This window comes from Kitasatospora sp. NPDC088264 (assembly GCF_040685715.1).
Taxonomy (GTDB): Bacteria; Actinomycetota; Actinomycetes; order Streptomycetales; family Streptomycetaceae; genus Kitasatospora.
Window position 1 is genome coordinate 60,967 of sequence record NZ_JBFBIR010000005.1, and the last position, 21,838, is coordinate 82,804.

24 protein-coding genes and 1 riboswitch are annotated in these 21,838 nt (G+C 72.4%); of the genes, 6 read left to right on the plus strand and 18 right to left on the minus strand.

Translation table 11 applies throughout. The annotated features are described in order from the left end of the window. The first annotated feature begins 255 nt into the window (after positions 1–255). Complete coding sequence (locus AB0O82_RS06420; RefSeq protein WP_363580769.1) at positions 256–2,328, plus strand: MFS transporter; 2,073 nt, start codon at positions 256–258, stop codon at positions 2,326–2,328. Here AB0O82_RS06420 and AB0O82_RS06425 read toward each other — a convergent pair. Both AB0O82_RS06425 and AB0O82_RS06430 read right to left on the minus strand, forming a co-directional pair. Next, positions 2,325–3,377: a S41 family peptidase gene (locus AB0O82_RS06425; protein ID WP_363580771.1), complete on the minus strand. Its 1,053-nt coding sequence runs from the start codon at positions 3,375–3,377 to the stop codon at positions 2,325–2,327. The genes AB0O82_RS06420 and AB0O82_RS06425 overlap by 4 nt on opposite strands. Positions 3,378–3,426: 49 nt before the next feature. Continuing rightward, a complete protein-coding gene (locus tag AB0O82_RS06430; RefSeq protein WP_363580773.1) occupies positions 3,427–3,939 on the minus strand; it encodes a MarR family winged helix-turn-helix transcriptional regulator in 513 nt (170 codons plus the stop codon). Positions 3,940–4,002: 63 nt separating this feature from the next. Here AB0O82_RS06430 and AB0O82_RS06435 point away from each other — a divergent pair, with 63 nt between their 5' ends. Beyond that, positions 4,003–4,413 carry a cupin gene (locus AB0O82_RS06435; RefSeq protein WP_363580775.1) on the plus strand — a complete coding sequence of 137 codons (411 nt, stop codon included), beginning with the start codon at positions 4,003–4,005 and terminating at the stop codon, positions 4,411–4,413. 84 nt (positions 4,414–4,497) lie between these two features. On the opposite strand, the gene AB0O82_RS06440 is transcribed toward AB0O82_RS06435, so the two are convergent. From AB0O82_RS06440 to AB0O82_RS06460, 5 genes are all read right to left on the minus strand, one after another. Continuing rightward, complete coding sequence (locus AB0O82_RS06440; protein ID WP_363580777.1) at positions 4,498–4,686, minus strand: hypothetical protein; 189 nt, start codon at positions 4,684–4,686, stop codon at positions 4,498–4,500. A 563-nt stretch (positions 4,687–5,249) separates the two neighbouring features. Then, positions 5,250–5,459, minus strand: coding sequence for a DUF397 domain-containing protein (locus AB0O82_RS06445; protein ID WP_363580778.1), 210 nt, complete (start codon positions 5,457–5,459; stop codon positions 5,250–5,252). A 58-nt stretch (positions 5,460–5,517) separates the two neighbouring features. Continuing rightward, entirely contained in the window at positions 5,518–5,724 is a 207-nt protein-coding gene (locus AB0O82_RS06450) for a hypothetical protein (RefSeq protein WP_363580780.1), read from the minus strand. A 176-nt stretch (positions 5,725–5,900) separates the two neighbouring features. Further along, a complete protein-coding gene (locus AB0O82_RS06455) occupies positions 5,901–6,041 on the minus strand; it encodes a hypothetical protein (protein WP_363580782.1) in 141 nt (46 codons plus the stop codon). Between the two features lie 19 nt (positions 6,042–6,060). After that, positions 6,061–6,252: a hypothetical protein gene (locus AB0O82_RS06460; RefSeq protein ID WP_363580784.1), complete on the minus strand. Its 192-nt coding sequence runs from the start codon at positions 6,250–6,252 to the stop codon at positions 6,061–6,063. Between the two features lie 157 nt (positions 6,253–6,409). Between AB0O82_RS06460 and AB0O82_RS06465 the strand changes: the two genes are divergently transcribed. Both AB0O82_RS06465 and AB0O82_RS06470 read left to right on the plus strand, forming a co-directional pair. Then, positions 6,410–7,165 carry an XRE family transcriptional regulator gene (locus AB0O82_RS06465; RefSeq protein WP_363580786.1) on the plus strand — a complete coding sequence of 252 codons (756 nt, stop codon included), beginning with the start codon at positions 6,410–6,412 and terminating at the stop codon, positions 7,163–7,165. A gap of 401 nt (positions 7,166–7,566) precedes the next feature. Beyond that, positions 7,567–7,893 carry an antibiotic biosynthesis monooxygenase gene (locus AB0O82_RS06470; RefSeq protein ID WP_363580788.1) on the plus strand — a complete coding sequence of 109 codons (327 nt, stop codon included), beginning with the start codon at positions 7,567–7,569 and terminating at the stop codon, positions 7,891–7,893. A gap of 124 nt (positions 7,894–8,017) precedes the next feature. On the opposite strand, the gene AB0O82_RS06475 is transcribed toward AB0O82_RS06470, so the two are convergent. The 4 genes from AB0O82_RS06475 to AB0O82_RS06490 form a co-directional block, all read right to left on the minus strand. After that, positions 8,018–8,665: a M15 family metallopeptidase gene (locus AB0O82_RS06475; protein ID WP_363580790.1), complete on the minus strand. Its 648-nt coding sequence runs from the start codon at positions 8,663–8,665 to the stop codon at positions 8,018–8,020. A gap of 98 nt (positions 8,666–8,763) precedes the next feature. Then, the gene (locus AB0O82_RS06480; RefSeq protein ID WP_363580792.1) at positions 8,764–9,939 is read right to left on the minus strand and encodes a macrolide family glycosyltransferase; all 1,176 of its coding nucleotides are present in this window, start codon (positions 9,937–9,939) and stop codon (positions 8,764–8,766) included. A 412-nt stretch (positions 9,940–10,351) separates the two neighbouring features. Then, positions 10,352–10,822, minus strand: a complete 471-nt coding sequence (locus AB0O82_RS06485; RefSeq protein WP_363580794.1) for an NUDIX hydrolase — start codon at positions 10,820–10,822, stop codon at positions 10,352–10,354. A 235-nt stretch (positions 10,823–11,057) separates the two neighbouring features. Further along, complete coding sequence (locus tag AB0O82_RS06490) at positions 11,058–11,609, minus strand: flavoprotein (RefSeq protein ID WP_363580796.1); 552 nt, start codon at positions 11,607–11,609, stop codon at positions 11,058–11,060. 288 nt (positions 11,610–11,897) lie between these two features. Between AB0O82_RS06490 and AB0O82_RS06495 the strand changes: the two genes are divergently transcribed. Continuing rightward, positions 11,898–13,112 carry a helix-turn-helix transcriptional regulator gene (locus AB0O82_RS06495; protein ID WP_363580798.1) on the plus strand — a complete coding sequence of 405 codons (1,215 nt, stop codon included), beginning with the start codon at positions 11,898–11,900 and terminating at the stop codon, positions 13,110–13,112. Positions 13,113–13,331: 219 nt separating this feature from the next. On the opposite strand, the gene AB0O82_RS06500 is transcribed toward AB0O82_RS06495, so the two are convergent. Beyond that, positions 13,332–14,003 carry an alpha/beta fold hydrolase gene (locus tag AB0O82_RS06500; protein ID WP_363580800.1) on the minus strand — a complete coding sequence of 224 codons (672 nt, stop codon included), beginning with the start codon at positions 14,001–14,003 and terminating at the stop codon, positions 13,332–13,334. 250 nt (positions 14,004–14,253) lie between these two features. Here AB0O82_RS06500 and AB0O82_RS06505 point away from each other — a divergent pair, with 250 nt between their 5' ends. Further along, entirely contained in the window at positions 14,254–15,081 is an 828-nt protein-coding gene (locus tag AB0O82_RS06505; RefSeq protein WP_363580802.1) for a helix-turn-helix domain-containing protein, read from the plus strand. Positions 15,082–15,107: 26 nt separating this feature from the next. On the opposite strand, the gene AB0O82_RS06510 is transcribed toward AB0O82_RS06505, so the two are convergent. The 6 genes from AB0O82_RS06510 to AB0O82_RS06535 form a co-directional block, all read right to left on the minus strand. Then, entirely contained in the window at positions 15,108–15,986 is an 879-nt protein-coding gene (locus tag AB0O82_RS06510; RefSeq protein ID WP_363580804.1) for an ECF transporter S component, read from the minus strand. Continuing rightward, positions 15,983–17,593 carry an ATP-binding cassette domain-containing protein gene (locus AB0O82_RS06515; RefSeq protein WP_363580806.1) on the minus strand — a complete coding sequence of 537 codons (1,611 nt, stop codon included), beginning with the start codon at positions 17,591–17,593 and terminating at the stop codon, positions 15,983–15,985. Before AB0O82_RS06515 ends, AB0O82_RS06510 begins: the two co-directional genes overlap by 4 nt. After that, positions 17,590–18,693 (minus strand): CbiQ family ECF transporter T component, encoded by a 1,104-nt coding sequence (locus AB0O82_RS06520; RefSeq protein WP_363580808.1) that lies wholly within the window; start codon positions 18,691–18,693, stop codon positions 17,590–17,592. The genes AB0O82_RS06515 and AB0O82_RS06520 overlap by 4 nt, the downstream gene beginning before the upstream one ends. A gap of 63 nt (positions 18,694–18,756) precedes the next feature. After that, positions 18,757–19,461 carry an SCO2322 family protein gene (locus AB0O82_RS06525; RefSeq protein ID WP_363580976.1) on the minus strand — a complete coding sequence of 235 codons (705 nt, stop codon included), beginning with the start codon at positions 19,459–19,461 and terminating at the stop codon, positions 18,757–18,759. Between the two features lie 86 nt (positions 19,462–19,547). After that, positions 19,548–20,795, minus strand: coding sequence for a prenyltransferase/squalene oxidase repeat-containing protein (locus AB0O82_RS06530; RefSeq protein WP_363580810.1), 1,248 nt, complete (start codon positions 20,793–20,795; stop codon positions 19,548–19,550). A 117-nt stretch (positions 20,796–20,912) separates the two neighbouring features. Then, positions 20,913–20,988: riboswitch (cobalamin riboswitch) on the minus strand. A 92-nt stretch (positions 20,989–21,080) separates the two neighbouring features. Beyond that, entirely contained in the window at positions 21,081–21,710 is a 630-nt protein-coding gene (locus AB0O82_RS06535) for a TetR family transcriptional regulator (protein ID WP_063351068.1), read from the minus strand. Between the last annotated feature and the right edge of the window lie 128 nt (positions 21,711–21,838).

Consider the following 21,838-nt stretch of genomic DNA (forward strand, 5'->3'; position numbering starts at 1 on the left):
TCTCCCGAGGAACGGCCGGGGGGTGGCGGATGTCCCCGGCGCCGGCGGTCGGGTCGGTGCGGTGGGTGTGGTCGGCTCGGCTCGGTGCGTCCCGGGTCGGCAGGCCCGGAGGGTCCGCTCGGGCAGGCCCGGAGGCTACGTTCGGCTCAATCCGAGGGAGCAAACCGGGGCATTTCTGACAGCATGGTGAGCTGGGAGTGATCATCCGCACGGGCCCGCCGCCTCGGCCGGGGCCCGCGACCCTACGGAGCCGCCATGACGGACTCGCGCGCCGCGTCCGACCGCAGCCCGGCGTACGAGCCCGGCCCGCCGGAGGTCACCGCCCCCAACCTCTGGGTGCCGATCGGGGCCCTGCTGCTGGCGATGCTGCTCGCCGCCCTCGACCAGACCATCGTCTCCACCGCGCTGCCCACCATCGTCAGCGACCTCGGCGGCCTGGACCACATCTCCTGGGTGGTCACCGCCTACCTGCTGGCCTCCACCGCCGCCACCCCGCTCTGGGGCAAGCTCGGCGACATGTACGGCCGGAAGCGCTTCTTCCAGGCCTCCATCGTGATCTTCCTGCTCGGCTCCGTACTCTGCGGCATCGCCCAGAACATGGGCGAACTCATCGCCTTCCGCGCGCTGCAGGGCCTGGGCGGCGGCGGGCTGATCGTGCTCACCCAGGCCATCGTCGGCGACCTCGTCTCCCCCCGGGACCGCGGCAAGTACCAGGGCCTCTTCGGCGCCGTCTTCGGCGTGACCAGCGTCCTCGGGCCGCTGCTCGGCGGCCTGTTCGTCGACAACCTCAGCTGGCGCTGGGTCTTCTACATCAACCTGCCGATCGGCATCGTCGCCCTGGTGGTGATCGCCGCCGTCCTGCACGGCCAGGAGGTCAGGCGCCGGCACCGGATCGACTACCTCGGCACCGTGCTGATCGCCGCCGTCGCCACCTGCCTGGTGCTGATGACCTCCCTCGGCGGCACCACCTGGGGCTGGACCTCCTGGCAGATCGTCGGGCTCGGCGTGCTCGGCCTGGTGCTGCTGCTCGCCTTCGTCCTGGTCGAGCGGACGGCCAGCGAACCGGTGCTGCCGCTGCGGCTGTTCCGCTCCCGGACGTTCAGCCTGGTCGCGGTGATCTCCTTCGTGGTCGGCTTCGCGATGTTCGGCGCCCTCACCTACCTGCCGACCTTCCTCCAGGTCGTCATGCAGGTCTCGCCCACCCTGTCCGGCATCCACATGCTGCCGATGGTGCTCGGCATGCTGCTCACCTCGATCGGCTCCGGCCAGATCGTCGCCCGCACCGGCCACTACCGGATCTTCCCGATCGCCGGGACGGCCGTCACCACCGTCGGCCTGCTGCTGCTCTCCCGGCTCGACGAGCACAGCAGCACCACGGAGATGAGCCTCTACTTCCTGGTCTTCGGCCTCGGGCTGGGCCTGGTCATGCAGGTACTGGTGCTGATCGTGCAGAACTCCGTCGGCTACCAGGACCTCGGCGTCGCCACCGCCGGCGCCACCTTCTTCCGCTCCATCGGCGCCTCCTTCGGCGTCTCCATCTTCGGCACCCTGTTCGCCAGTGGGCTGCGCGACCGGCTCGCCGACGCCCTCACCGGCCTGCCGCTGCCGCCTGGCTTCCACCCCGAGGCCATCACCTCCGACCCACGGGTGATCACCCGGCTGCCCGCCGTCGCGCAGGAAGCCGTCCACCACGCGTACGCCGAGTCGATCACCAGGGTGTTCCTGTACGCGGTGCCCGTCGCGATGGTCGCCTTCGTGCTGTCGCTGTTCCTGCGCGAGCAGAAGCTGCGCTCCACCGCCACCGCGCCCGACCTGAGCGGATCCATCGGCCTCAACCCCGTCCAACGCTCGTCGCTGGACGAGATCGCCCGCGCGCTCTCGGTGCTGAGCTCCCGCGAGGCCCGGCGCGACCTCTTCCGGCGGATCACCGAGGGGGCCGGGCTGGACCTCCAACCCGCCTCCAGCTGGCTGCTGTTGCAGATGCACCACCACGGCTCGGTCGAGCCGGCCGAACTCGCCGAGCGGCGGATCATCCCGATCGCCGTCATCGAGAGCGCCGTCCGGGAAGTCGAGGGCCGGGGCCTCGCCGTCCGCAGCGGCGGGCTGCCGCTACGGCTCACCGAACCGGGGGCGGAGGCGGCCGTCAAGCTGGTCGCCGCCCGGCGCTCGCAACTCGCCGACCTGCTCGGCGACTGGGACGAGCAGCAGTACGCCGACCTCGCCGACCTGCTCACCCGCCTCAGTTCCACCCTCTGCGCCGACCGGCGCGACCGCCCCGACCGACCGGCCCACGAGCCGCCGTACCGGGGCGAGGGGCGGTCGTTCTAGCCCGCCTCGCAGGGGGTCTGGTGGGAGAGCCAGGTGACGGCGGCGGCGAGCGTGGGGTCGTCGTCCTTGCGGGGGTCGGCCGTTTCGACCGCCTCGTCCGGCTCGATCGGGCCCTCGTGCACCCTGCCGGTGCGGTCGGCCTCGGCGGCGCCGGTGAGCAGCAGGACGGCGCCGTCCGACAGCCGGTGGGCGGCGTTGCCGGTGGGCACCCCGTAGGTGGGCTGGCCGAAGCTGCGGGTGGCCGGGCGGCCGATGAAGGCGATGGCGACCGCCTCGCCCGCGCTGCCGGTCGCGCGGCCGGTGAGGACGGCGACGGGCGTTCCGGGCGTCTTGTCGTGGTGGGTGGGCGCCTTGTCGTGCTGGGTGGCGGGGGAAGCCTGCGGGGCGTCGTCCAGGTACGGCACGCCGTCGCGGACCGACCAGGTGCTGCGGGTGCCGTCCGCGGTGACGAAGGCGCCCAGCGGGCCGTCGCCGAGGACCGGCGCCGCGACGGCCAGCGGGGCCCACATCCCGCCCCCGGTCTCGTTGCGCAGGTCCACCACCCAGCCGCAGGCGCTCGCTTCGGCGACGGCGGCACGGCCGCGGGTGACGTACTCGGCGTAGGTGCGCTCCGATCCGTTCACCGCCGGGAGGGTCAACTGGGCTATTCGGCCGGGGAGTTGCCGGGTGGTCGGGGCGTTCACTGCCTCCGGGTCGGCGTCGACCCTCGCCGCCTGGTCGGGCGGGTAGAAGCGGCTGTGGTGGTCGTCGAGGGCGGTGACGGCGGCGCTGATCGCGGTGTGGGTGTCGGCCGGGGTGCGGGCCGTGGCCGCCTGGGCGAAGGCCTGGGTGCGGAGCTTCGGCCAGTCCACCTTCGAGGTGTTGAGGGACTTCCGCTGGATGAGGTCCAGGGCCTCGGAGAGGTAGCCGCGGGCCTCGGGGGACATGTGCTCGGGGGCTGGTGATTCGGGGGTCGGTGACTCGGGGGCCGGTGACTCGGGGGCCGGCGAGGAGCACGCCGCGAGCACCAGTACGGCCGCCGCCGCAACCGTCCGTCCCAGCCGTCTCATCCGCTTCTCCCTCCGCTTGCCCCTGGTTCGTGTCGCTCCTGATCCTCCCTCACGGACTCCCGAACCAGCGAGGGGTGTCGAGGCGGAACGGGTCGCCGGGGGCGAGCAGGCGCAGGGCCGTCTCCACCTCGCGCAGGCGCTCCTCGCCCAGGGTGGCGGACCACTCGGCGCGCAGCTCGTCGAAGATCCGGGCCGACCGGACCAGGCAGTCCACCCCGCGGGCGGTCAGCCGGACCACCTTGCGGCGGGCGTCGGCCGGGTCGCCGCCGCGCTCGACGTAGCCGAGCTGCTCCAGGTTCTCGACGGTCTTGCCGGCGGCCTGCTTGGAGACGCCGAGCCGGCGGCCGAGTTCGACGGCGGTGGTGCCGTGCGGTCCGATCGCCTGGAAGACGAAGCCGTGCATGGGCCGCAGGTCGGGGTGGCCCTCGCGGGCGATGCGCTCGTGCAGCTCGTCGATGATCGTCCGGAAGGCGAGCAGCAGGCGCAGCGGCAACTCGAAGCCGGGCGGGGCGGGTTCGCTCGTGGGTGCGCTGGTGGGTGTGCTCGCGGGCTCGCTTGACATAGGTAGACAACCTCATTGACCATATAGACAATGCCATTGACCATCTTAGGGGGTTCCCTCGCCATGCCCGTGATCCGCCACGCCGACGCCCGTCGCACCGAGACGCCGAACGCCGTCATGACCACCTACGCCTCACCCACCCAGGGCTCAACCGCCCTCGCCCTGTGGCAGGTCGACATGACGGCCGGAAAGAGCGGCCCGCTGCACGCCATGGACGTCGAACAGATCTGGACGCTGCTCACCGGCACCGCCATCGTCACCCTCCCCGACGGCCCGGTGCCCCTCACCGCCGGCGACACCTTCGTCCTCCCCGCCGACCTCGCCCGCCAGATCACCACCGCCGACGGCTTCACCGCCATCGTCGCCGGCCCGTCCCCCGCCCACGCCTACAACCCCGACGCCGTCACCCCCGAAGGCGCCTGCGGCCTCGCCCCCCGCGACGCCGAGCGCCTCCTCCCGCCGTGGATCGCCTGACCCGCGAGGCGGTCCGGCGGTCCGGGCACGGGTGCGGGGACGGTCGAGGGCCTACCCCTGACCGTCCCCGCCCGGTCCTCGCCGCTACTTCCGGTCGTCGATGTCGTCCTGGAGGTCGTCCAGGTTCTGCTGACCCTGCTGTTGGCCCTGCTGCTGGGTCTGGGCGGCCTTCTGCTGGGCGTCGTCCCCCTTCGGGGGCTTGCTGCCGAGGCGCGACTTTGCCTCCTCCTCCAACTGCTCGGCCTTGTCCCGGAACTTGTCGCCGATACCCATGGCTGTGCCCCATTCGGTTGGATTTCGGGTTCTCCAACCAGGCTTGCACGCACCTTCTCCGCCTGCACTTCGGGCAAGTTGCCGCAGAGCGTCACGATCGACAGACCCCGGATCGCCCGACCCGCGCGGTGTGAGGTGTAGGAGACTGCTGACCGCAGACAGTCACCGGACCGGCGGCCGCACCCGCGGCCCCGGCGGAGCAGAAGGAGCGGCATGTCCGTCGTCAAGATCAACGAATGTGTCAAGCCACTCACATAAGCTGCACGGCCGTCGAGGGAACTGTCGCCGAACGGCGAAGCTCCGCCCATGCGTCACGGGGGACGACGTATGGGCGGGGCTGTTTTCGGGGTCATGCGGGCGTGGACTGCCCACCGTTGCTACCCGGGTGGTCGTTCGGGTCGTGCCTTCTCGGCCGGTAGGGCCGATTCTTGGGCGTGTACCGGTACGGATCCGGTTGATCCGGGTAGACGGTCGCCCACTGGTCGCACCGGAAGCAGAAGCCTTGGCCTGTCTCCGGGTCGAACGCGACGGGCTGATCACACAGCGGACAGTCCACTACTCTCCTACGCGCTCAGGTCGAACTTCCCGCACCTGACGGCGTAGGTGAACTCCGCCCACGCCTCACGGGTCATGGTGACCACCTCACCGGGCCGCTCGCTGTCGCGCAAGGCGACGACGCCGGGGATGTTGGTGGCCACCTGCGGGCACGCCTTGCGCACCGTGTTCTGGCACGCCGCGATGGTGACGAACTCGAATTCGGGACGGGCGGTCATTGCACTGTCCTCTCTCTCGATCTTCCCTTGCGGTCCCCACCCTCTTGGAGTGGGAGTCTCAAATCCCCCAGCGGGAGCGGGCGTTGGCGATCGCCGTCGCGATCCTGAGGCGGGCCATGGTCGGCGAGTCGGGGACGGGCCCCAAGGGCGGCAAGGCGTCCTCCTCGGCGCTGTCCTGGTCGCCTTGGTCAACCGGGTACGGCACTGGTCCGCCCAGGAAACTCGTCCAGTCCGGCGGCAGGTACTCCGGCTCACTCGTCGGCATCGTGCACTACCGGGCATTCGCCGTCCGCGATGTGCTGCGCCCGCCTACGCGCCACGTTCCGCGCGATCGTGGGGAAATCCTCGGCCGGGTACTGCGCTTGCGCGAAGTCGAAGTACTGGCAGCCGGGGCACTGATCAGCGTTTGGGGCGGGCGTGTCCGGTCTCCGCCGAGCGATCTCACGAAGCGACACGCGCCACCGCCTTGCAGATGAGTTCGTGCGCCAGGCGGCGAAGTTCGATCTCGCGCAGCACCGACTGATCCGGAAGCTGGGGCGACTCCGCGAACGCGTGGTCGATCTTGTCGAAGGATGCGCACACGGCACACCTCGGCCGGCTGTCAGGCGGCGCCACTGGTCACGTCCTCCCACCCCAGCGGGGCGTACTTGAAGGGGTCCGGGGGACGCCGGTCGTCGTCCGCCTTGGCCTCGCGGTAGTCGGCGCGGCAAGCGGCGATCAAGGCCGGGCTGGCGCCCTTGCCGGGCGGTCGCCTGTGTCGATCGGCCTCGTGGTCCTCGCGTGTCATCGTCACCGCTCTCCGACTCCGATTCCGTGGTCCTCCGACTGTCAGCAGGCTGATCGTGCCCCGACCTTGTGAGCCATTGCGACGGCGTGAGGGCGTCACTCCGGAGTTGTGGCAAGACGTCACTTCGGCGTCGTTGGGCGACGTTTGGGCCTATCGTCTAGCCATGACTACGCCGAATGAGACCCTTCGGGCCGTACGCCTCGGGCTCCGTCTCAGTCAGGACGAGTTCGCGAAGCGGCTGCGGGCGGTCGGGGACGACCAAGGGGAGCCGAACGACGCCAGCAAGCGCCTTGTTCAGCGCTGGGAGTCGGGAGAGGTGCGGTATCCCCGCCCGGTGTACGTTCGAGCCCTTGAAGCTGTCACCAAGATTCCCGTTGACCGCCTCGGCTTCGACTCGCCACAGTTGCCGCCAAGGGTCAGCGTGGACGGTATGGGAGGGCACGACGTGACCAGTGATGAACCGGGCGTGCCCGTGCAGGCCGCGCCCACTCCTACCGGTGAGGACTACTCGGGGGTATGGGTCAGCCACTACGAGTTCTACAGCAGCAGTCGGGAGAACACGTTCACCGGCCTGCATCACGTCGTGCTGTCCCAGAGCGGGAACCGGATCACGGGGCGATCCCTGCCCGGTGCGTCGTCCAACCCTGACTCGCCACTGTCATTCGATCTCACTGTTGATCGGAACGTCGTGACGGGTTCCTGGGTGGAACAGACCGCGCAGGACGGCTACTACCAGGGGGCGAGGTACCACGGCGCCATTCAGTTGCTGGTCGACCCGACCGGCCGCCGCATGGCCGGCAAGTGGGTTGGCTTCGGCAAGGACTTCGACGTCAACTCCGGGCCGTGGGAACTGCGCCTGCTGGACAAGTCCACGGCGGACGACGTCCTGAGCCGCTACAGCGTGCCGCCGGAGGCGTAGCCCGCCTCACAGTGCAGACGGGGAAGAGTGCTCGCATCTGACCTCACCCGATAAGGGATGGGACGGTGCGGGGACTCTTCTCAGGAGCGCTGGGGACAGCCGTAACGCCCAGCCTTGCTGCCGAGGCGCGACTTCGCCTCCTCCTCCAACTGCTCGGCCTTGTCCCGGAACTTGTCGCCGATACCCATGGCTGTGCCCCATTCGGTTGGATTTCGGGTTCTCCAACCAGGCTTGCGCGCACCTTCTCCGCCTGCACTTCGGGCAAGTTGCCGCAGGGCGTCACGATCGACAGGCCCCGGATCGCCCGACCCGTACGGTGTGAGGTGTAGGAGACTGCTGACCGCAGACAGTCACCGGACCGGCGGCCGCACCCGCGGCCCCGGCGGAGCAGAAGGAGCGGCATGTCCGTCGTCAAGATCAACGTACTGACGGTTCCCGCCGAGCAGCGGGAGGTCCTGGAGCAGCGCTTCGCCTCCCGCGCCGGCGCGGTGGAGAACTCGGACGGCTTCGAGTGGTTCGAGCTCCTCCGCCCCGTCGAGGGCACCGACCAGTACCTCGTCTACACCCGCTGGCGCAGCGAGGAGGACTTCAAGGCGTGGATGGAGGGCCCCATGCAGGCCGCCCACCGCCCCGCCGCCCCGGAGGGCGAGGCCCCCAAGCGCCCCGCCGCCTCCGGCTCCACCCTCTGGTCCTTCGAGGTCGTCCAGTCCGCCGGCCCCAAGGCCTGACGCCTCACCGAGTGACCGACGCGCCCCGGGGCTTCCGAGCCCCGGGGCGCTCTGGGTGGCCCGTCCTGTCGTCGGCGGGTCGGGCGGAGCTTGCGGCGGGCGTGGGAGGGCAGTCGCGTGAGGGCTATCGGTGTTGGGGGCCGTAGAGGGCGGCGGGTGCGCCTGTTGTGAGGGCCCAGTAGCGGTCGCCGTAGGACCAGTGCCACCACTCGGTGGGGTAGTTGACGAGGCCGGCGCGGGTGAGGGTGTGGCTGAGGAGTTGCCGGTTGGTGCGGGCTTCGGGGGAGAGGTCGGCGGCGTCGGTGTAGCACGCTCCGGCGCTTTCCTCCGGGTTGGCGTTGACCCGGGTGCCGAGGTCGAGTTCGTGGCCGTCGGCGTCGGCCAGGGTGAGGTCGACGGCGGCGCCGGCGCTGTGTGGTGCGATCTCGGGCGGGGAGACGTAGCGGCTCGTGGCCGAGCGGAGCTGCGCGGCCGGCCAGTTGGGGTGCGCGGCGCGCAACTCGGCGGCGTAGTCGTCGAAGTAGCGGCGCTGGAGGGCCGGCGGGCGGTAGCCCTCGACGAAGAGCAGCCGCAGGCCGTCCGGGAGGTGCGATTGGGCGTCGAGGAGCCGGTCGAGGACGCCGGACCGCAGGTGGGCGAACGCCCCGGCGTCGTCGCGCTTGCGGCCGTCCAGCAGGAGTTCGTGCTCGCGTACGTCCAGGAGGCGGTCGCCACAGTCCTGGACGAGGACGGCGGCCACCTGCGGGTCGGACATGAGGATGATCTCGGTCAACAGGGTCTCCTGGGGAGGAGGGAGCGGCGGTGCGGGCCCGGCGGCCGGTGCGGTGTCCGCCACCGCCCCAGGCGGCGGGGCGGTGGCGGACGGGTGGTTCAGATGAGGGCGGCCTCGACCAGGTCGGCGGCCCTGGCCGCGCTGCCGCCGGCGCGGACCTCGCGGCTGAGCTCGGCCAGCCGGGCGGTCACCGCCGGGTCGCCGGTCAGCTCCAGTACGGCGGAGCGCAGCGCCTCCGGGGTGGCCTGGGGGGTGTCCAGCCGGCGGGCGACGCCGAGTTCGACCAGCCGGTCCGCGTTGTCGAACTGGTCGGCGGCCTGCGGTACCGCGACCATCGGCAGCCCGCAGTACAGGCCCTCGCTGCACCCGCCCATTCCGGCGTGGGTCACGAACGCGTCGGCCTGCTGGAGCACGGCGAACTGCGGCACCCACTGGTGCACTTCGATGTTGGCCGGGATCGTACCCAGTTCGGCCGGGTCGGTTGCCTGGCCGACCTGGAGCACGACGTGCCAGCCGGGCAGGTCGCCGAAGGCCTCCAGGCACGCGCGGTAGAAGTCGGGCTGGTGGGTGAAGGTGGAGCCGAGCGAGACCAGCAGCACCTTCTGCGCCCCCTCCGGACGGGTCCAACCGCCCTGGTGCTCGCGGGCGCCGAGGCAGGGCCCGGCGAAGGAGAAGATCTGGGGATCGACCAGCTCGATCTCGGGCTGGAGCACCCGCGGGATGAGCGCCAGCCCGCGATCCGGGCGCAGCATGTACCCGAACGGTTCGCCCGCCGGCACGCCGTTGTCGGCGAGCCACTGCGCGAACCGCTCCGGGATCTTCTCCGCCTCCAAGGCCTCCCGCGCCATCTCGAAGCGCGCCAGGTGGGAGTCCTCCCGGATGATCATGGACGGCGAGATCAGCATGGACGGCACGCCCCAGCCGTCGGCCAGCGCCCGGCCCGCGTACGCCATGAAGTCGTACAGGACGAGGTCGGGCCGGTCGTCGTGGAAGGCCTCGCGCAGTCGCGGCAGCATCGCCTGCGCCTCCTCGAAGATCATGGTGTGCACGCCGGCCCCGATGTTGGGGTCGACCCCGCCCTTGGCGATCGGCAGGGTCGTGTCGTGGGGCACGAGTTGGGCGCCGGTGGATTCGATCTGCCCGGCGAACGACGGGTCGTTGACATAGCTGACCCGGTGGCCGCGGGCGACCAGCTCCCGCATCACCTCCAGGCTGGGGTTGACGTGGCCGTGCGCCGGGATGTTCACCATGGCGATGTGTGCTGGTCGGGACATGTCGGGCCCTCTCCTCGTATGTCGCTAGGCGTCTGCGTTCGGCTGGCTGACTCGTCGTCAACTCGCCTTTCAGAACAGTACGTAACGTTGGCAGTCGTTGCGGTGACGAGGGGTGGGGTTCGGCCGAAGATCGGCCGGTGCGGAGGATCACATGGAGGTTCGCATGGAAGGTCGCGAGACGGGTCGGCCGAGGCTGTGCTGCGAGCAGTGCGCGCGGCTCATCCGTATGAGGAACCGGTCATCCACTTCCTGCCTTTGTACGAGCCGGGCGTCGAGCGATGACCGAGCTGGTCATGGCCACTCGTCGATGGCTGTGACCGGCGCGGTCGCTTCGTAGCGGACGGCGGGTTTGCCGTGTCGAGTCGCGATGGCTCGGTGCCTCTTGAAAGGTGTTGCCGCAGAGGCCCCTGGTTTACGCGTGCGGCTCTCCGTGCTCAAGGTAGGCGGTCTCGCCCTGTGCCCGGGCGGCGTATGCGGCGTGGACTCGGCGGGCGAGCCGGGGGATGAGGAGCACGTCGAGTTGGTCGACGTGGTGAAAGGAGTGCTCGCCGATCTCGACCTGGTCGACGGTGATGCGGTCGAGTTCGGCGGTCGGAAGAACCCCTCCGTCGAAGACGAAGAGGAGCTTGTCGCCCTCGGCGGGGTGGGGTGCCCAGTCGGCGACGAGCAGGCGGCCGATCGGCGGAGTGATGCCGAGCTCTTCCTTGACCTCCCGGGCCGCTCCCTCGCTGGGGGTCTCGCCCGCGTGCAGGTAGCCGCCTGGGATCTCCCAACCGGGCTTGTAGGTCGGCTTCACGAGGAGGATGCGGTTCTCCTCGTCGAAGAACAGCACACCGGCGGCGGTGCGCGGCTGGGCCAGGGCTTCGTGCGGGGAGTCGGTCACGGCGAGACTGTAGTCGCCGTGACGGAATCCCCTGGGCGGCTGGATGCGAGGCGTGCCCAATTCCCTTCTCCGGCTGCCTTGATCGACCCGGCGGCCCTACGCTGATGGCATGGCTGTGGATCCCGCTCTGCCCGTTGGCCGGCGCTGCGCGGGCCCGGCCGGGCGGGTGCCGCGCGCTTCAGCTGTCTCAGCTCCGGCCTGTGCGCCCCGGGGCTTGGTCCCGGGGCGCACGTTGTCAGTTCTGCTCTGTGACCGGGGCCAGTACGGGGCGAAGCAGGTCGAGGACGTGGGTCCAGTTGTACTTGTCGCGACCTCCGCCGGATTTCGGCTTGTGGGGGATGTAGTCGCCGATCAGGACGCCCATCGAGCGGAGTCGTTCCAGGCTCTCGCTGTACGCAGGGTGGGCTGCTTGGGCCGAGTTGACGTAGGGCTGAACGGCAGTGGGGATGCCGAGCCCGTACGCCTCGCAGAGAATGCCGAGCGCAAGGGTGTCGGATATCCCAGCGGCCCATTTGTTGATGGTGTTGAACGTGGCGGGCGCTACGGCGATGGCGTCCGCCGGGGGAAGGGGCCGGGGAATTGCGGGAGTGCGCCAAGCCGAGCGGATCGGGTACCCGGTCTGGCGCTCGACGGCTTCCGGGTCGATGAACCCGAGCCCATGGGGGGTGGCGATGACGCCGACCTTCCAGCCTTCGGCGTGGGCGGCGCTGATCAAGGTGCCGACGTCGTCCGCGATGCCCGAGGCGCAGACGACGACATAGAGGAACGGCTCGCGTTGGTCGGTCAAGTCTGGACTCCCAATTCCTGGCAGAAGCAGCGAAGTTCCGGGACAGCGCCGACGGATGTCTTCCGGCGCACAGCTCTTCGCGATTCTGGGCGCCCCGCATCCCACGGCCAGTCTGCCGTGTCGGCTGTACGCCCGTGCGGACTCCACCCAGAGTGCGACCCGTCGCTCTGGACCGGGGATGCGTCGGTGCAGGAGGGGCCACCCCGCCCTCCGGAGGCCTGGATTCGGAGCGTGCTCAATTCTTTTCTCTGGCTGCCCGAGGAGACCCGGCGGCCCTACGCTGGTGGCATGGCTGTGGATCCCGCTCTGCCCGTTGGCCGGCGCATCCAGTACTACCGGGAGCGTGCAGGGAAGTCTCGTCCGGTGTTGGCCGCGCTGCTGGGGCGGTCGCCGAGTTGGCTGAAGCAGGTGGAGAACGGGGCGTTGCTGCCGCCGCGCCTGCCGATGCTCGTGCGTATCGCTCAGCACTTGGGGGTTGATGATCTCTCGTTGTTGACGGGCGACGGCAGCATGCCCAGGGCGCTGTACTCAGGCGTGGAACACGCGGCGCTGGACTCCGTCCGGCGGGCGGTTGACGGTGCGCAGCTCGGGTCGGCCGGTGGGCCGGTGCCCAACCTCGACCACATCGAGGTCCAGCTGGCGAACGCCTGGCGGACCAGGATGACCAGAGGCGACCACCGGACCGCCTTGGCGGAGTTGCTGCCGGCGCTCGTGTCGGCGGCCTCCCTGGCAGCTGCGCATCAGGACTGCGCCGATCGGCGTCGGGCGGAGGTGATGTACGCCGGCGCACTGAACCTGACGCAGATGTATGCGGCCTTCCAAGGGGACGGCAACCTGGTCTGGCGGGTCGCCGAACGGGCGCTGGCCACCGCACGGGCATCGGACGACCTGCGGGCGATCGCGCAGGCGTGCTGGTTCCTGGTGGAGGCGTTCCGGAAGTCCGGCCAGTGGGACAGCGCCCAGTCACTGACCGAGGGAGCTCTTCGCCTGCTCGACCCCGTCCGCGGGGATTCTCCGGAACTGGCCTCGGCGTGGGCGGACATGGCATTCCACGCCGCCATCACGCATGCGGTCGCCGGTGAGGCCGGTGAGGCCTGGGGCTGGATCGACCGTGCGGCAGCCGTTGCCGAGCGCCTTCCCGCAGGCTTCTGGAGCGCCCCGACGTCGGGCTCCCGTCAGGCGGTCGGGTTGCACTCGGTCACTGTGGCGGTCGAGCTTCGCCAGACCGGTACCGCGCTTCGGTGGGCCCGACGGTTGCCGGTGGCCGAGGTCACGGCGATTCCGCGCCGTGGTCGCCATCTGATCGAGGTTGCGCGGGCACACGCCCTTCGCGGGGAATCGGCGTCCGTGGTGGAACTGCTCACGGACGCCGTTGCGGTCGCGCCCGAGACGGCCCGGTGGAACGAGGAGGCGCGGGCCATGGTCCGAGGGTTGATTGATGGCCGTTCGCCGGTCCAGGAGGCCGGGCGTCGACTCGCCGAGTCGATCGGGATGGCCGCATAGCGGGCTGCCGGAGTTGGTGGCAGAAACCCTACCCCTTCGCACAGTGACGAACCCGTAGCGTTGAGTGACGTTCGGGTTCGGTGCGTAAGGGAGTGTGCGAATGGCGCAGGACGGAATCGCCGCCGCGAGGGCGGCCAGGCTGTCGCGGCAGGAGGTGCGGGAGCTGGATCCGGCCGCCACGCACGGGTACGGCATCCGCTGGGACCCGGCGGCGCGTTGCTACCGCGTACGTGACGAGCAGGGTGGCGAGTGGTTGCGGGACGGCGACGGAACCATTCGGGCCTTCGTACGGTTCGAGGCCGCGAACAGCGAGTGGCTGTGGCTGCGGCGTGAGCACCTGGAAGCCCGCGTACGTGAGGCGAACTGGGCGTCCCGGTGGAACTGATGGAGGCGGGGCGCGATACCGCTTCGGGGCCGGTCGGCGACTGTGCGCAATGCGCCGAACTGGCCGTTCGGGAGGCGGAGTCCGCGGCCCGGTTCGACTACTCCGGTGCCGTTGAGTTTGTCGACGTCGTCTGGTCGATGGCCCGCGTGCAGGGCCGCAGCCCCGCCGGAGAACGATGCTGCGATCACGTGCACAGGCCCGGGGCGACCCGCGATCTCTGTCAGGTGCTCGGATGCCGCCCGGATGTCGTTGGCGATGGCGGCGATCGTGATGTCGGAGAAGCGCCCGGCGCTCGCGCCGTGGGCCCGCAGATCGAAGCGCAGGCAGGTGATGCCGGCGGCCGCGAGGCCGGCCGCCAAGCGGTCGAAGAACCCGCCCTCTTCGCGGGTGACGCCAGCTCCGTGGGTGAGAACGGCGAGTGCTGCTGGGTGAGTTGGGGAGGGAGTGACCGTGCCGAACAGTTCCGTGCCGTCCAGTGACCGGAACGTGGTTTCGTAGTCGGCCATGAGTCGAACGTAGCAACTCGCCCATGATGTGGGGCGTGTTCCGGGCTTGTGGGCCTGGGGCGCGCTGGGGGGTGTGCGCTTGCGCCGCCCGTTTGGGTGATGTGGTGGGGAGTTTGACGCTCAGTTAGCGCATTACGGTGATCATTGGGTCGGCGCGGGCGTTCGGAGGGACGGCCTGTGCGCGGCAAAAGTGAGCCCCGGCGGTGCGCTAACACCCCGGGGAATGGCACTAGGAGTAAAGGGCTCCCGAATGCACATTCATCGTATCCCGAAGCACTCGCCCGGGTACACGATCCTCGACAACGGCCACGTCGTCCGGAAGCACTCGCTGAGTTGGGCGGCGCGTGGGTTGCTCAGCTACCTGCTCAGCCTGCCGGACGGTGCGCGGGAGGACATCCGGACGCTGGCGGCGAAGAGCGTCGAGGGCCGGGCGACGGTGGCGCGGGCGCTCCGTGAGCTGGAGGCGGCCGGGCACTACGTGCGGCGGACGCAGCGGGATCCGGTGACGGGGCAGGTGCGGACGATCGTCTCGGTGCACGAAGTGCCGGTGACGGGCAAGGCGGTTCACACCGTGCCGCCGCTTCCCGTGTCCCCGGCCGCCGGTGGGCCCGGAGCTGGGGTGACGTACGCCGGGAAGGCGGGAAGCCCTTCCGGAAAGGTGATGGGGAAGGAAGCGGAAGTTCCCTCCGTCCCTCCGTCCGGGAAGTTGACGGCGGGCATGGCGCTGCTGCTCGAACTCGGGCGCAGGGAGCCCAGGATGGCGCTGGCGGGCAAGCCGCTGTGCGACCAGGCCGCGCGGGTGGAGGGGCTGCTCGCGGGCGGGTGGAGTAGGGAGGCGCTGGCGGGGATTCTGGCCGCGCCCTTGCCGGAGAGGGTCACGCACAGCGTGGGGGCGGTGCTGGCGGGGCGGTTGGCGAAGGTGCCGCCCGTTCCGTTGACCCCGCAGGGCGGCGGCGGGTCGGGGCCGCGTCGGCATGAGTGCCCCGGGCGGGACGGCTTGTGCGGGCGGCCCGTCGCGGGTGTCGGGCAGGTCTGCGGGGAGTGCCGGGCTCCGCGCGTGTCGCGGGCCTTGCCGTAGTCGACCAGGGGGCGGGGCTGCGGAGTTCACCTGCTCGGCGGCCGGGAGTCCGGCGGCCGGAACGTCACCGGCGCGTCGAAGGCGGCCCGGCGGGTGGCGCGGCGCAGGGCACGCAGGACGGCGGTGCCAAGGGTGAGGCAGAGGACGACGGTGAGGGCGGCGCGGGGGAGGTCCCAGCCCAGCGACGTGGTGAGGCAGTAGGCGGCGAAGCGGACCAGGTTGGCGGGCAGCGGGTCGCCGGGGACGAAGGAGATGGAGCCGGAGAGCCCGGCGATGTACGGCCAGCCCTGGAGGTTCATGATCGTGCCGTAGAGGACGGAAGCCAGCGCGCCGTAGCCCGCGAGCAGCCAGAGCTCGCGCCGGCCGCGCAGGCGCGCGGAGCCCGGGAGGAGGCCGGCGCCGAGGCAGACCCAGCCCATGGCGAGCATCTGGAACGGCAGCCAGGGCCCGACGCCGCCGGTGAGCAGCGCGGACGCGAACATCGACAGCGAACCGAGGACGAAGCCGAAGCCCGGCCCGAGCACCCGGCCGGACAGCACCATGAGGAAGAACATGGGCTCCAGCCCCGCCGTGCCCGCGCCGAGCGGCCGTAGTGCCGCGCCCGCCGCCGCCAGCACCCCGAGCAGGGCCACGGACTTGGCGTCCAGGCCGGGCGCGCCGCCGCCCGCCGTGCGGCCCTCGGAGATCTGGGCGATGACGACGGCGAGGAGCAGCGGCAGCAGGAGGGCGAACAGCCAGGGGGCGTCGGTGGCGTGGCCGACCAGGGCGGACTTGGTGGAGGCGAGCAGCGGCCAGCCGAAGGCCGCCACGCCGACGAGGGAGGTCAGGAGCAGGACCGCTACGGATCGGCGGCCGAGGGGCACGGGGCGACCGGCAGGAGCACCGGAAGGAGCGGGGCGGCTCATGCGCTCAGTGCCTCCGCGACCTGGCGGACGGTGAGCCATGGGCCGGGTGCCAGCACCTTGGCGACCTGCGGGGCGAACGCGGGGGAGGAGACGACGACGTCGGCCGTCGGGCCGTCGGCGACGATCTCGCCCTCGGCCAGGATCGCCGTGCGGTGGGCGAGTTCGGCGGCGAGTTCGACGTCGTGGGTGGCGAGCAGGACGGCGTGGCCTTCCGCCGCGAGGTCGCGCAGGATCTCCACCAGCCGGGCCTTGGCGGCGTAGTCGAGGCCGCGGGTCGGCTCGTCGAGCAGCAGCAGCGGGGGCCGGGCGGTGAGTACGACGGCGAGCGCGAGGGTGAGCCGCTGGCCTTCGGAGAGGTCGCGCGGGTGGGCGGTGTCGGCGATGCCGGGCAGCAGCCGTTCGACCAGGGCGCGGCAGGTGCCGGGGGTGGCGTCCGCGTCGGTGTCGGCGGCGGCGCATTCGGCGGTGACGCTCTCGCCGTAGAGGAGGTCGCGCGGGTCCTGCGGGACGAGGCCGACCTGGCGGATCAGTTCGGCCGGGCGGGTGCGGTGCGGGGTGCGTCCGCCGACCGTCACCCGGCCGGAGGCGGGGGCGTGCAGGCCGACCAGGCTGCCCAGCAGGGTGGACTTGCCGGCGCCGTTGCGGCCCATCAGAGCGGTGATCTCGCCTGGGTGCAGCGCCAGGTCGACGCCGCGCAGGGCCTGGACGGGGCCGCGCCGGACGGCGAGGCGTTCGGCGGCGGCGATCGGTGCGTCGGTCGAAACGGTTGGAACAGGGGCCGCGTCCGGGTGCAGACCGTCCAACCGGGAGCGGAGCCCGGCGGCCTTGCGGCGGGCGTCACGGACGGACAGCGGCAGCGGCCGCCAGCCGGCGAGCCGCCCGAGGCCGACCACCGGCGGGTGCACCGGCGAGTGCTCCATCACCTCGGCGGGCTCGCCGAGGACGGGCGGGGCGCCCGGGGTGAGCAGCAGCACCTGGTCGGCGTACTGGACGACGCGCTCCAGCCGGTGCTCGGCCATCAGCACGGTGGTGCCGAGGTCGTGCACCAGCCGCTGGAGGACGGCCAGCACCTCCTCGGCGGCGCCCGGGTCCAGCGCCGAGGTGGGCTCGTCGAGGACCAGGACGCGCGGGTGCACGGTGAGCACCGAGCCGATCGCGACGCGCTGCTGCTGGCCGCCGGAGAGGGAGGTGAGGGCGCGGTCGCGCAGGTCGGCGAGGCCGAGCAGGTCGAGGGTCTCCTCGACCCGGCGCCGCATCACGTCGGCGGGCAGGCCCAGGGACTCCATGCCGTAGGCGAGTTCGTCCTCGACGGTGTCGGTGACGAAGTGCGCCAGCGGGTCCTGGCCCACCGTGCCGACCAGGTCGGCGAGTTCGCGCGGCCGGTGCTCGCGGGTGTCCCGGCCGCAGACCGTGACCCGGCCGTGCAGGGTGCCGCCGGTGAAGTGCGGGACGAGCCCGCTCACCGCGCCCAGTAGGGTGGACTTGCCGGAGCCCGACGGGCCCACCAGCAGGCAGAGTTCGCCTTCGGGGACGGTCAGGTCGACGTCCGCGACGGCGGGGGCGGCGGCGTCCGCGTACCGGACGGAGACCTGCTCGAAGGTGATCACGAAGCCCTCCGGGGCGGGGTCGGGGCGGCGAATGCCGGTACCAGGCCGAGCAGTACGGCCAGCACGGCGGCCAGCGGCAGTGCGGGGACGGTCGGCGGGACGACGGTGGGCGCGAAGGCGGCCGGGTCGCGCGTGGACAGGTAGATGGTCAACCCGGCGACGGCGGCGCCCGATCCGGCGGTCAGCCACTCGGGCAGTGCCCAAGGGTCGGGCCGGTAGCGTGTCCTGACGGATCGTCGGCTGCCGAGTAGCAGTCCGGCGAAGGCGGCGGCCAGGCCCAGCAGCAGCACCGGCGGCGCCCAGCCCGCGCCGCCCGCGGTCAGCAGCCCGTACGCGGCCAGGCAGATCCCGAGCAGGCCGGCCAGGGTGAGCGCGGCCGTCGCCCGGGCGAGTCGGCGCGGGACGTCCGCGGTGCGGCCGAAGCCGCGGGTGTCCATCGCCGCGGCCAGCGCCACCGAACGCTCCAACGCGCCCTCCAGGACGGGCAGTCCGACGCTCAGCACGGCGGCGATCCCCCGGTCGGTGCGGCCGCGCAGGCGGCGGGCCGCCCGCAGCCGGCGGACGTCCGCGACCAGGTTCGGCGCGAAGGTCATCGCCACCACCACCGCCACGCCCGCCTCGTACAGCGCGCCGGGCAGGGCGCGCAGCAGTCGGGCTGGGCTGGCCAGCGCGTTCGCGGCGCCCACGCAGGCGAGCAGGGTGGCCAGGCGCAGCCCGTCGTACAGCGCCGCGAGCAGTCCCTCCACGGTCACCCGGCCGCCGATCCGCACTCCCTGCGCCCAGGTGGGAAGCGGCACTTCGGGCAGTGTGAACAGCACGTGCGTGCCCGGAATCGGCGAGCCGAGCAGTACCGCGAACACCAGCCGGATGCCCAGCACCAGCAGGCCCAGTCGCAGGAACGCGCCGTACGAACGCGACCAGGGCGCGTCGCCTCGCCGGGCCGCGACCACGTACCCGGCGACGGCGGCGAGCAGCAGCAGGATCACCGGATTGGTGGTGCGGGTCGCCGCCGCGCCCAGCCCGAGCGCCCACAACCACCAGGCCCCGGGGTGCAGTTGCCGGGGTCCGGTGGGCGGTCGGGTGGTGCGGGCGGTGCTCATGGGTCAGTCCAGGTGAAGGGGTCCGGAGGGGTGCGGGAGGGGGGAAGAAGGGCTCGGGAGGCGTCAGGAGGTGCGGCGGCGGCGCGCCTGCCAGACGGCACCGCCGGCCAGCACGGCGATCAGCGCGCCACCGGCGATCAGGCCGACGTCCGGGCCGGAGTCCGGGCCGGAGTCCGGGCCGGAGTCCGAGCCGCCGCCGTCGCCGGACGGGTCGGCCGGCTTGGCCGCCGACCCGAGCTGGTCGGCGCACCCGGCCTTCGGGAAGCCCGCGATGGCGCAGAGCAGGCCGTTGGCGTCGTAGCGCAGCGGCGGGGCGACGGCGGCCAGCACCTCGGCCGAGGTGGCGTTCGAGACGACGCTGGCGCACGCGCTCCGCTGCTCGGGCGGCGCCTCGCCCGAACCGGAACCGGAACCGGAAGCCGAGCCCGAGCCCGAGCCCGAAGCCGAGCCGGAGCCGGAGTCGGTGGCCGTGCCGAAGTCCAGCACGACCGCGACCCGCTTGCGGCCCGCCTGCGCGGGCGTGTCCGCACAGACGGCGGCGAAGTCGCCCGCCGTCCGGGGCCGTGCCGCATCCTGCCCGCCGTCCGGACTCACCGCGAACCGCCACCCGTCCACGGCCCCGTCCGGCGGCACGGCGACGGCCGGCCCCTGCTGCTGGTACAGCCACCCGTCGCCGCCGGCACGCCAGAACGACCAGTACCGGTATCCCGTCGCTGCCTCCGCCGGCGCCCCGGCGGAGGCGACCAGCAGGAGCACCGCACCGAGCATCGCACCGAGCAGCGAGCCGAGCCGCGAGCCGAGAGCGCGGCGGCCACGGCGGCGGACCAGGCGGCCCAGGCGCGCGGGGCGGGGTGTCACAGGCTCTGGCCGCGCTTGCGCTGGAGGCTGAGGAGGAGGCCGCCGCCGAGGCCGACGAGGAGGCCGACGATGATCAGCCAGTACTGGCCGATGCCGTCGTCCTTCTTGGGCGCCGCCGTCGTCGGGGCGGTGCCGGCGGTGGCCTTGAGGGCCGGGCCGAGGGCGGTGAGCTCGGCGGTCAGCGGGGCGGTGTCGCGCTGGGCGGCCTGGGTGACGAGCAGGAGGCTGGCGGTGGCGGCGGCGTCGGTGCCGCCCTTGGTCCAGCCGGCGCCTTCCTTGGCGAGCCAGTCGACGGCGCCGGCGGCCTGCTGGGGGTGGCCGCTCTGGATGAGGCCGAGGGCGGCCCAGGCGGTGGCGTTGTAGTCGGGGGTGGGGGCGGCGCCGGGGGTGGTGAGGGTGAGGTGGTTGCCGCCCGCGGCGAGCTGGGCGGTGAGGTACGCCCCGGCGGCCTCGCCGGAGTCGGCGTGCGCGACCGGAGCAGCCGCGGTGGAGGCGGCGGCGGAGTCGCAGCCGAGGGCCTTGGGCGCGGCGTCGGTGCGGGCGGTGGTGGCGACCGGGAGGTGGCCGCCGGCGGCGGCGAGCGAGGCCTGGGCGCTGGCGAGGGCGTTGGGGGCGAGCGCACCGGAGGACGGGTCGGGCTGGTAAGCGAAGGCGCCGCGCTGGTCGGCGGGGGCGGCGCAGCCGAGCTGGAAGAGAGCGAGCCCGTCGAAGGCGTTCTTGCCCGCCTTGGCGACTCCGGCCGGGTCGGTCTTCGCGGCGAAGAGGGCGTTCACGGCGAGGCCGGTGGAGTTGGCGTCGCCGGGGCTGCCGGGGTTGTAGGGCCAACTGCCGTCGGCGTTCTGGGTGGCCTTGAGCCACTGGACGCCCTTGTCGACGGCTTCCTGGTGCCCGCCGAGGGCGACGAGGGCCTGGACGGCGACGGCGGTGGCGTTGCTGTCCTCGGTCTTGGGGTCGCAGGCGGCGCCGGCGGCCCGGAAGGAGGGCCAGCCGCCGTCCTCGCACTGCTGTCCGGTGAGCCAGCCGACGGCGGAGTCGGCCGGGGTGGCCTTGGCCGCCGCGAGCGCGGTGAGCGCGAGGGACTGCCGCCAGACGCCGTCGTACGTCGGGTCGCCCTTGCCGTAGAGGCCGTCGGGGACGGCGGCGGCGGTGGGCGCGGGGCTGTCGGCGAGGGCCGGTCCGGCGGTGGCGCCGGCGAGGAGCGCGGCGGACAGGGCGGCGGCGCCCAGACGGGCGGCGGTGAGCATGGTGGAGGTGTGCCTTTCGGTGAGCGGTGGTGGCCCGGCGGGGCCGTTCCGTAGTCCTCGACGGTGCCGGGCGGTGCGCGTGGCGGGCCCGGGCTGGCCGCTCGCCCCTCCACGGGCGGTCCGACTCGCCCGGGCCGTCACGGGGGCCGGGCTCACGGTTGCGGGGTCAGCGCCGGATTCGCACCGGCTTCCCCCGGGGGAGGGACGGGATGAAGTTGTGCTGTCCGTCGACTCTAACCGCCGGGGGCGGCCGGCCCCTCCCGCCCGGGCAGGAACAGGTTCCAGTCAGGGCAGGGTGAGCAGCCGGGCCGCGGTGTGCAGGTCGGCCCGGACCTCGGCGATCGAGGCGCGGCCGGAGAGCCAGGCGACCAGGGCGGAGTGCCAGGTGTGCTCGATCACCCGGACGGCCGCGCGCTGGCTCTCGCTGGGTGGCCCGGACTGGCCGATGGCGTCCAGGATGAGCTGGCCGGTGGCGGTGCTGACCTGGTCCACCTCGGCGCCGACGGAGCGGTCCGCGAAGGACAGGGCCCGGACCATCGCCTCGGCGAGCAGCGGCTCGCGCTGGAGCGCGTGGAAGGCGCGGGTGAGTGTGTCGGCGACCCGCGGGGCCGGTTCGGGGTCGGTCGGCGGGTGGCGCCGGATGTGCTCCTGGAGGCCCTGCAACTGCTCCAGCATGACCGCGACCAGCAGGTGCACCTTGGAGGGGAAGTACCGGTAGAGCGTGCCGAGGGCGACCTGCGCGGTCTCCGCGACCTCCCGCATCTGGACCGCCTCGTACCCGCCCCGGGCGGCCAGGGCGGTGGCGGCCCGCAGGATCCGGCGCCGGCGTTCGGCCTGGCGGGCGGTCAGCGGCGGCTCGCCCGGCTGCGCGGGGGGCGGGGTGGTGGGGCTCGTGGAGGTGGTCGGCGGCGGCAAGGAGTGCTCCCGGGGCGCGTGGGTGGCGGCGTGCTCCACAAGGTCGGCAGGGTCGGCGTGGCGGGAATCACCAGCCCTGGCTCCTGAGGGAAAGCTACGGGCCGGTATCTTCGAGGTCTCTCATTGTT

Excerpts from the sequence above, each read along its gene's own strand:
- AB0O82_RS06420 (WP_363580769.1), top strand. The coding sequence starts at position 256 with ATGACGGACTCGCGCGCCGCGTCCGACCGCAGCCCGGCGTACGAGCCC.
- AB0O82_RS06425 (WP_363580771.1), bottom strand. The coding sequence starts at position 3,377 with ATGAGACGGCTGGGACGGACGGTTGCGGCGGCGGCCGTACTGGTGCTC.
- AB0O82_RS06430 (WP_363580773.1), bottom strand. The coding sequence starts at position 3,939 with ATGTCAAGCGAGCCCGCGAGCACACCCACCAGCGCACCCACGAGCGAA.
- AB0O82_RS06435 (WP_363580775.1), top strand. The coding sequence starts at position 4,003 with ATGCCCGTGATCCGCCACGCCGACGCCCGTCGCACCGAGACGCCGAAC.
- AB0O82_RS06440 (WP_363580777.1), bottom strand. The coding sequence starts at position 4,686 with ATGGGTATCGGCGACAAGTTCCGGGACAAGGCCGAGCAGTTGGAGGAG.
- AB0O82_RS06445 (WP_363580778.1), bottom strand. The coding sequence starts at position 5,459 with ATGACCGCCCGTCCCGAATTCGAGTTCGTCACCATCGCGGCGTGCCAG.
- AB0O82_RS06450 (WP_363580780.1), bottom strand. The coding sequence starts at position 5,724 with ATGCCGACGAGTGAGCCGGAGTACCTGCCGCCGGACTGGACGAGTTTC.
- AB0O82_RS06465 (WP_363580786.1), top strand. The coding sequence starts at position 6,410 with ATGACTACGCCGAATGAGACCCTTCGGGCCGTACGCCTCGGGCTCCGT.
- AB0O82_RS06470 (WP_363580788.1), top strand. The coding sequence starts at position 7,567 with ATGTCCGTCGTCAAGATCAACGTACTGACGGTTCCCGCCGAGCAGCGG.
- AB0O82_RS06480 (WP_363580792.1), bottom strand. The coding sequence starts at position 9,939 with ATGTCCCGACCAGCACACATCGCCATGGTGAACATCCCGGCGCACGGC.
- AB0O82_RS06495 (WP_363580798.1), top strand. The coding sequence starts at position 11,898 with ATGGCTGTGGATCCCGCTCTGCCCGTTGGCCGGCGCATCCAGTACTAC.
- AB0O82_RS06500 (WP_363580800.1), bottom strand. The coding sequence starts at position 14,003 with ATGGCCGACTACGAAACCACGTTCCGGTCACTGGACGGCACGGAACTG.
- AB0O82_RS06505 (WP_363580802.1), top strand. The coding sequence starts at position 14,254 with ATGCACATTCATCGTATCCCGAAGCACTCGCCCGGGTACACGATCCTC.
- AB0O82_RS06510 (WP_363580804.1), bottom strand. The coding sequence starts at position 15,986 with ATGAGCCGCCCCGCTCCTTCCGGTGCTCCTGCCGGTCGCCCCGTGCCC.
- AB0O82_RS06520 (WP_363580808.1), bottom strand. The coding sequence starts at position 18,693 with ATGAGCACCGCCCGCACCACCCGACCGCCCACCGGACCCCGGCAACTG.
- AB0O82_RS06525 (WP_363580976.1), bottom strand. The coding sequence starts at position 19,461 with ATGCTCGGTGCGGTGCTCCTGCTGGTCGCCTCCGCCGGGGCGCCGGCG.
- AB0O82_RS06530 (WP_363580810.1), bottom strand. The coding sequence starts at position 20,795 with ATGCTCACCGCCGCCCGTCTGGGCGCCGCCGCCCTGTCCGCCGCGCTC.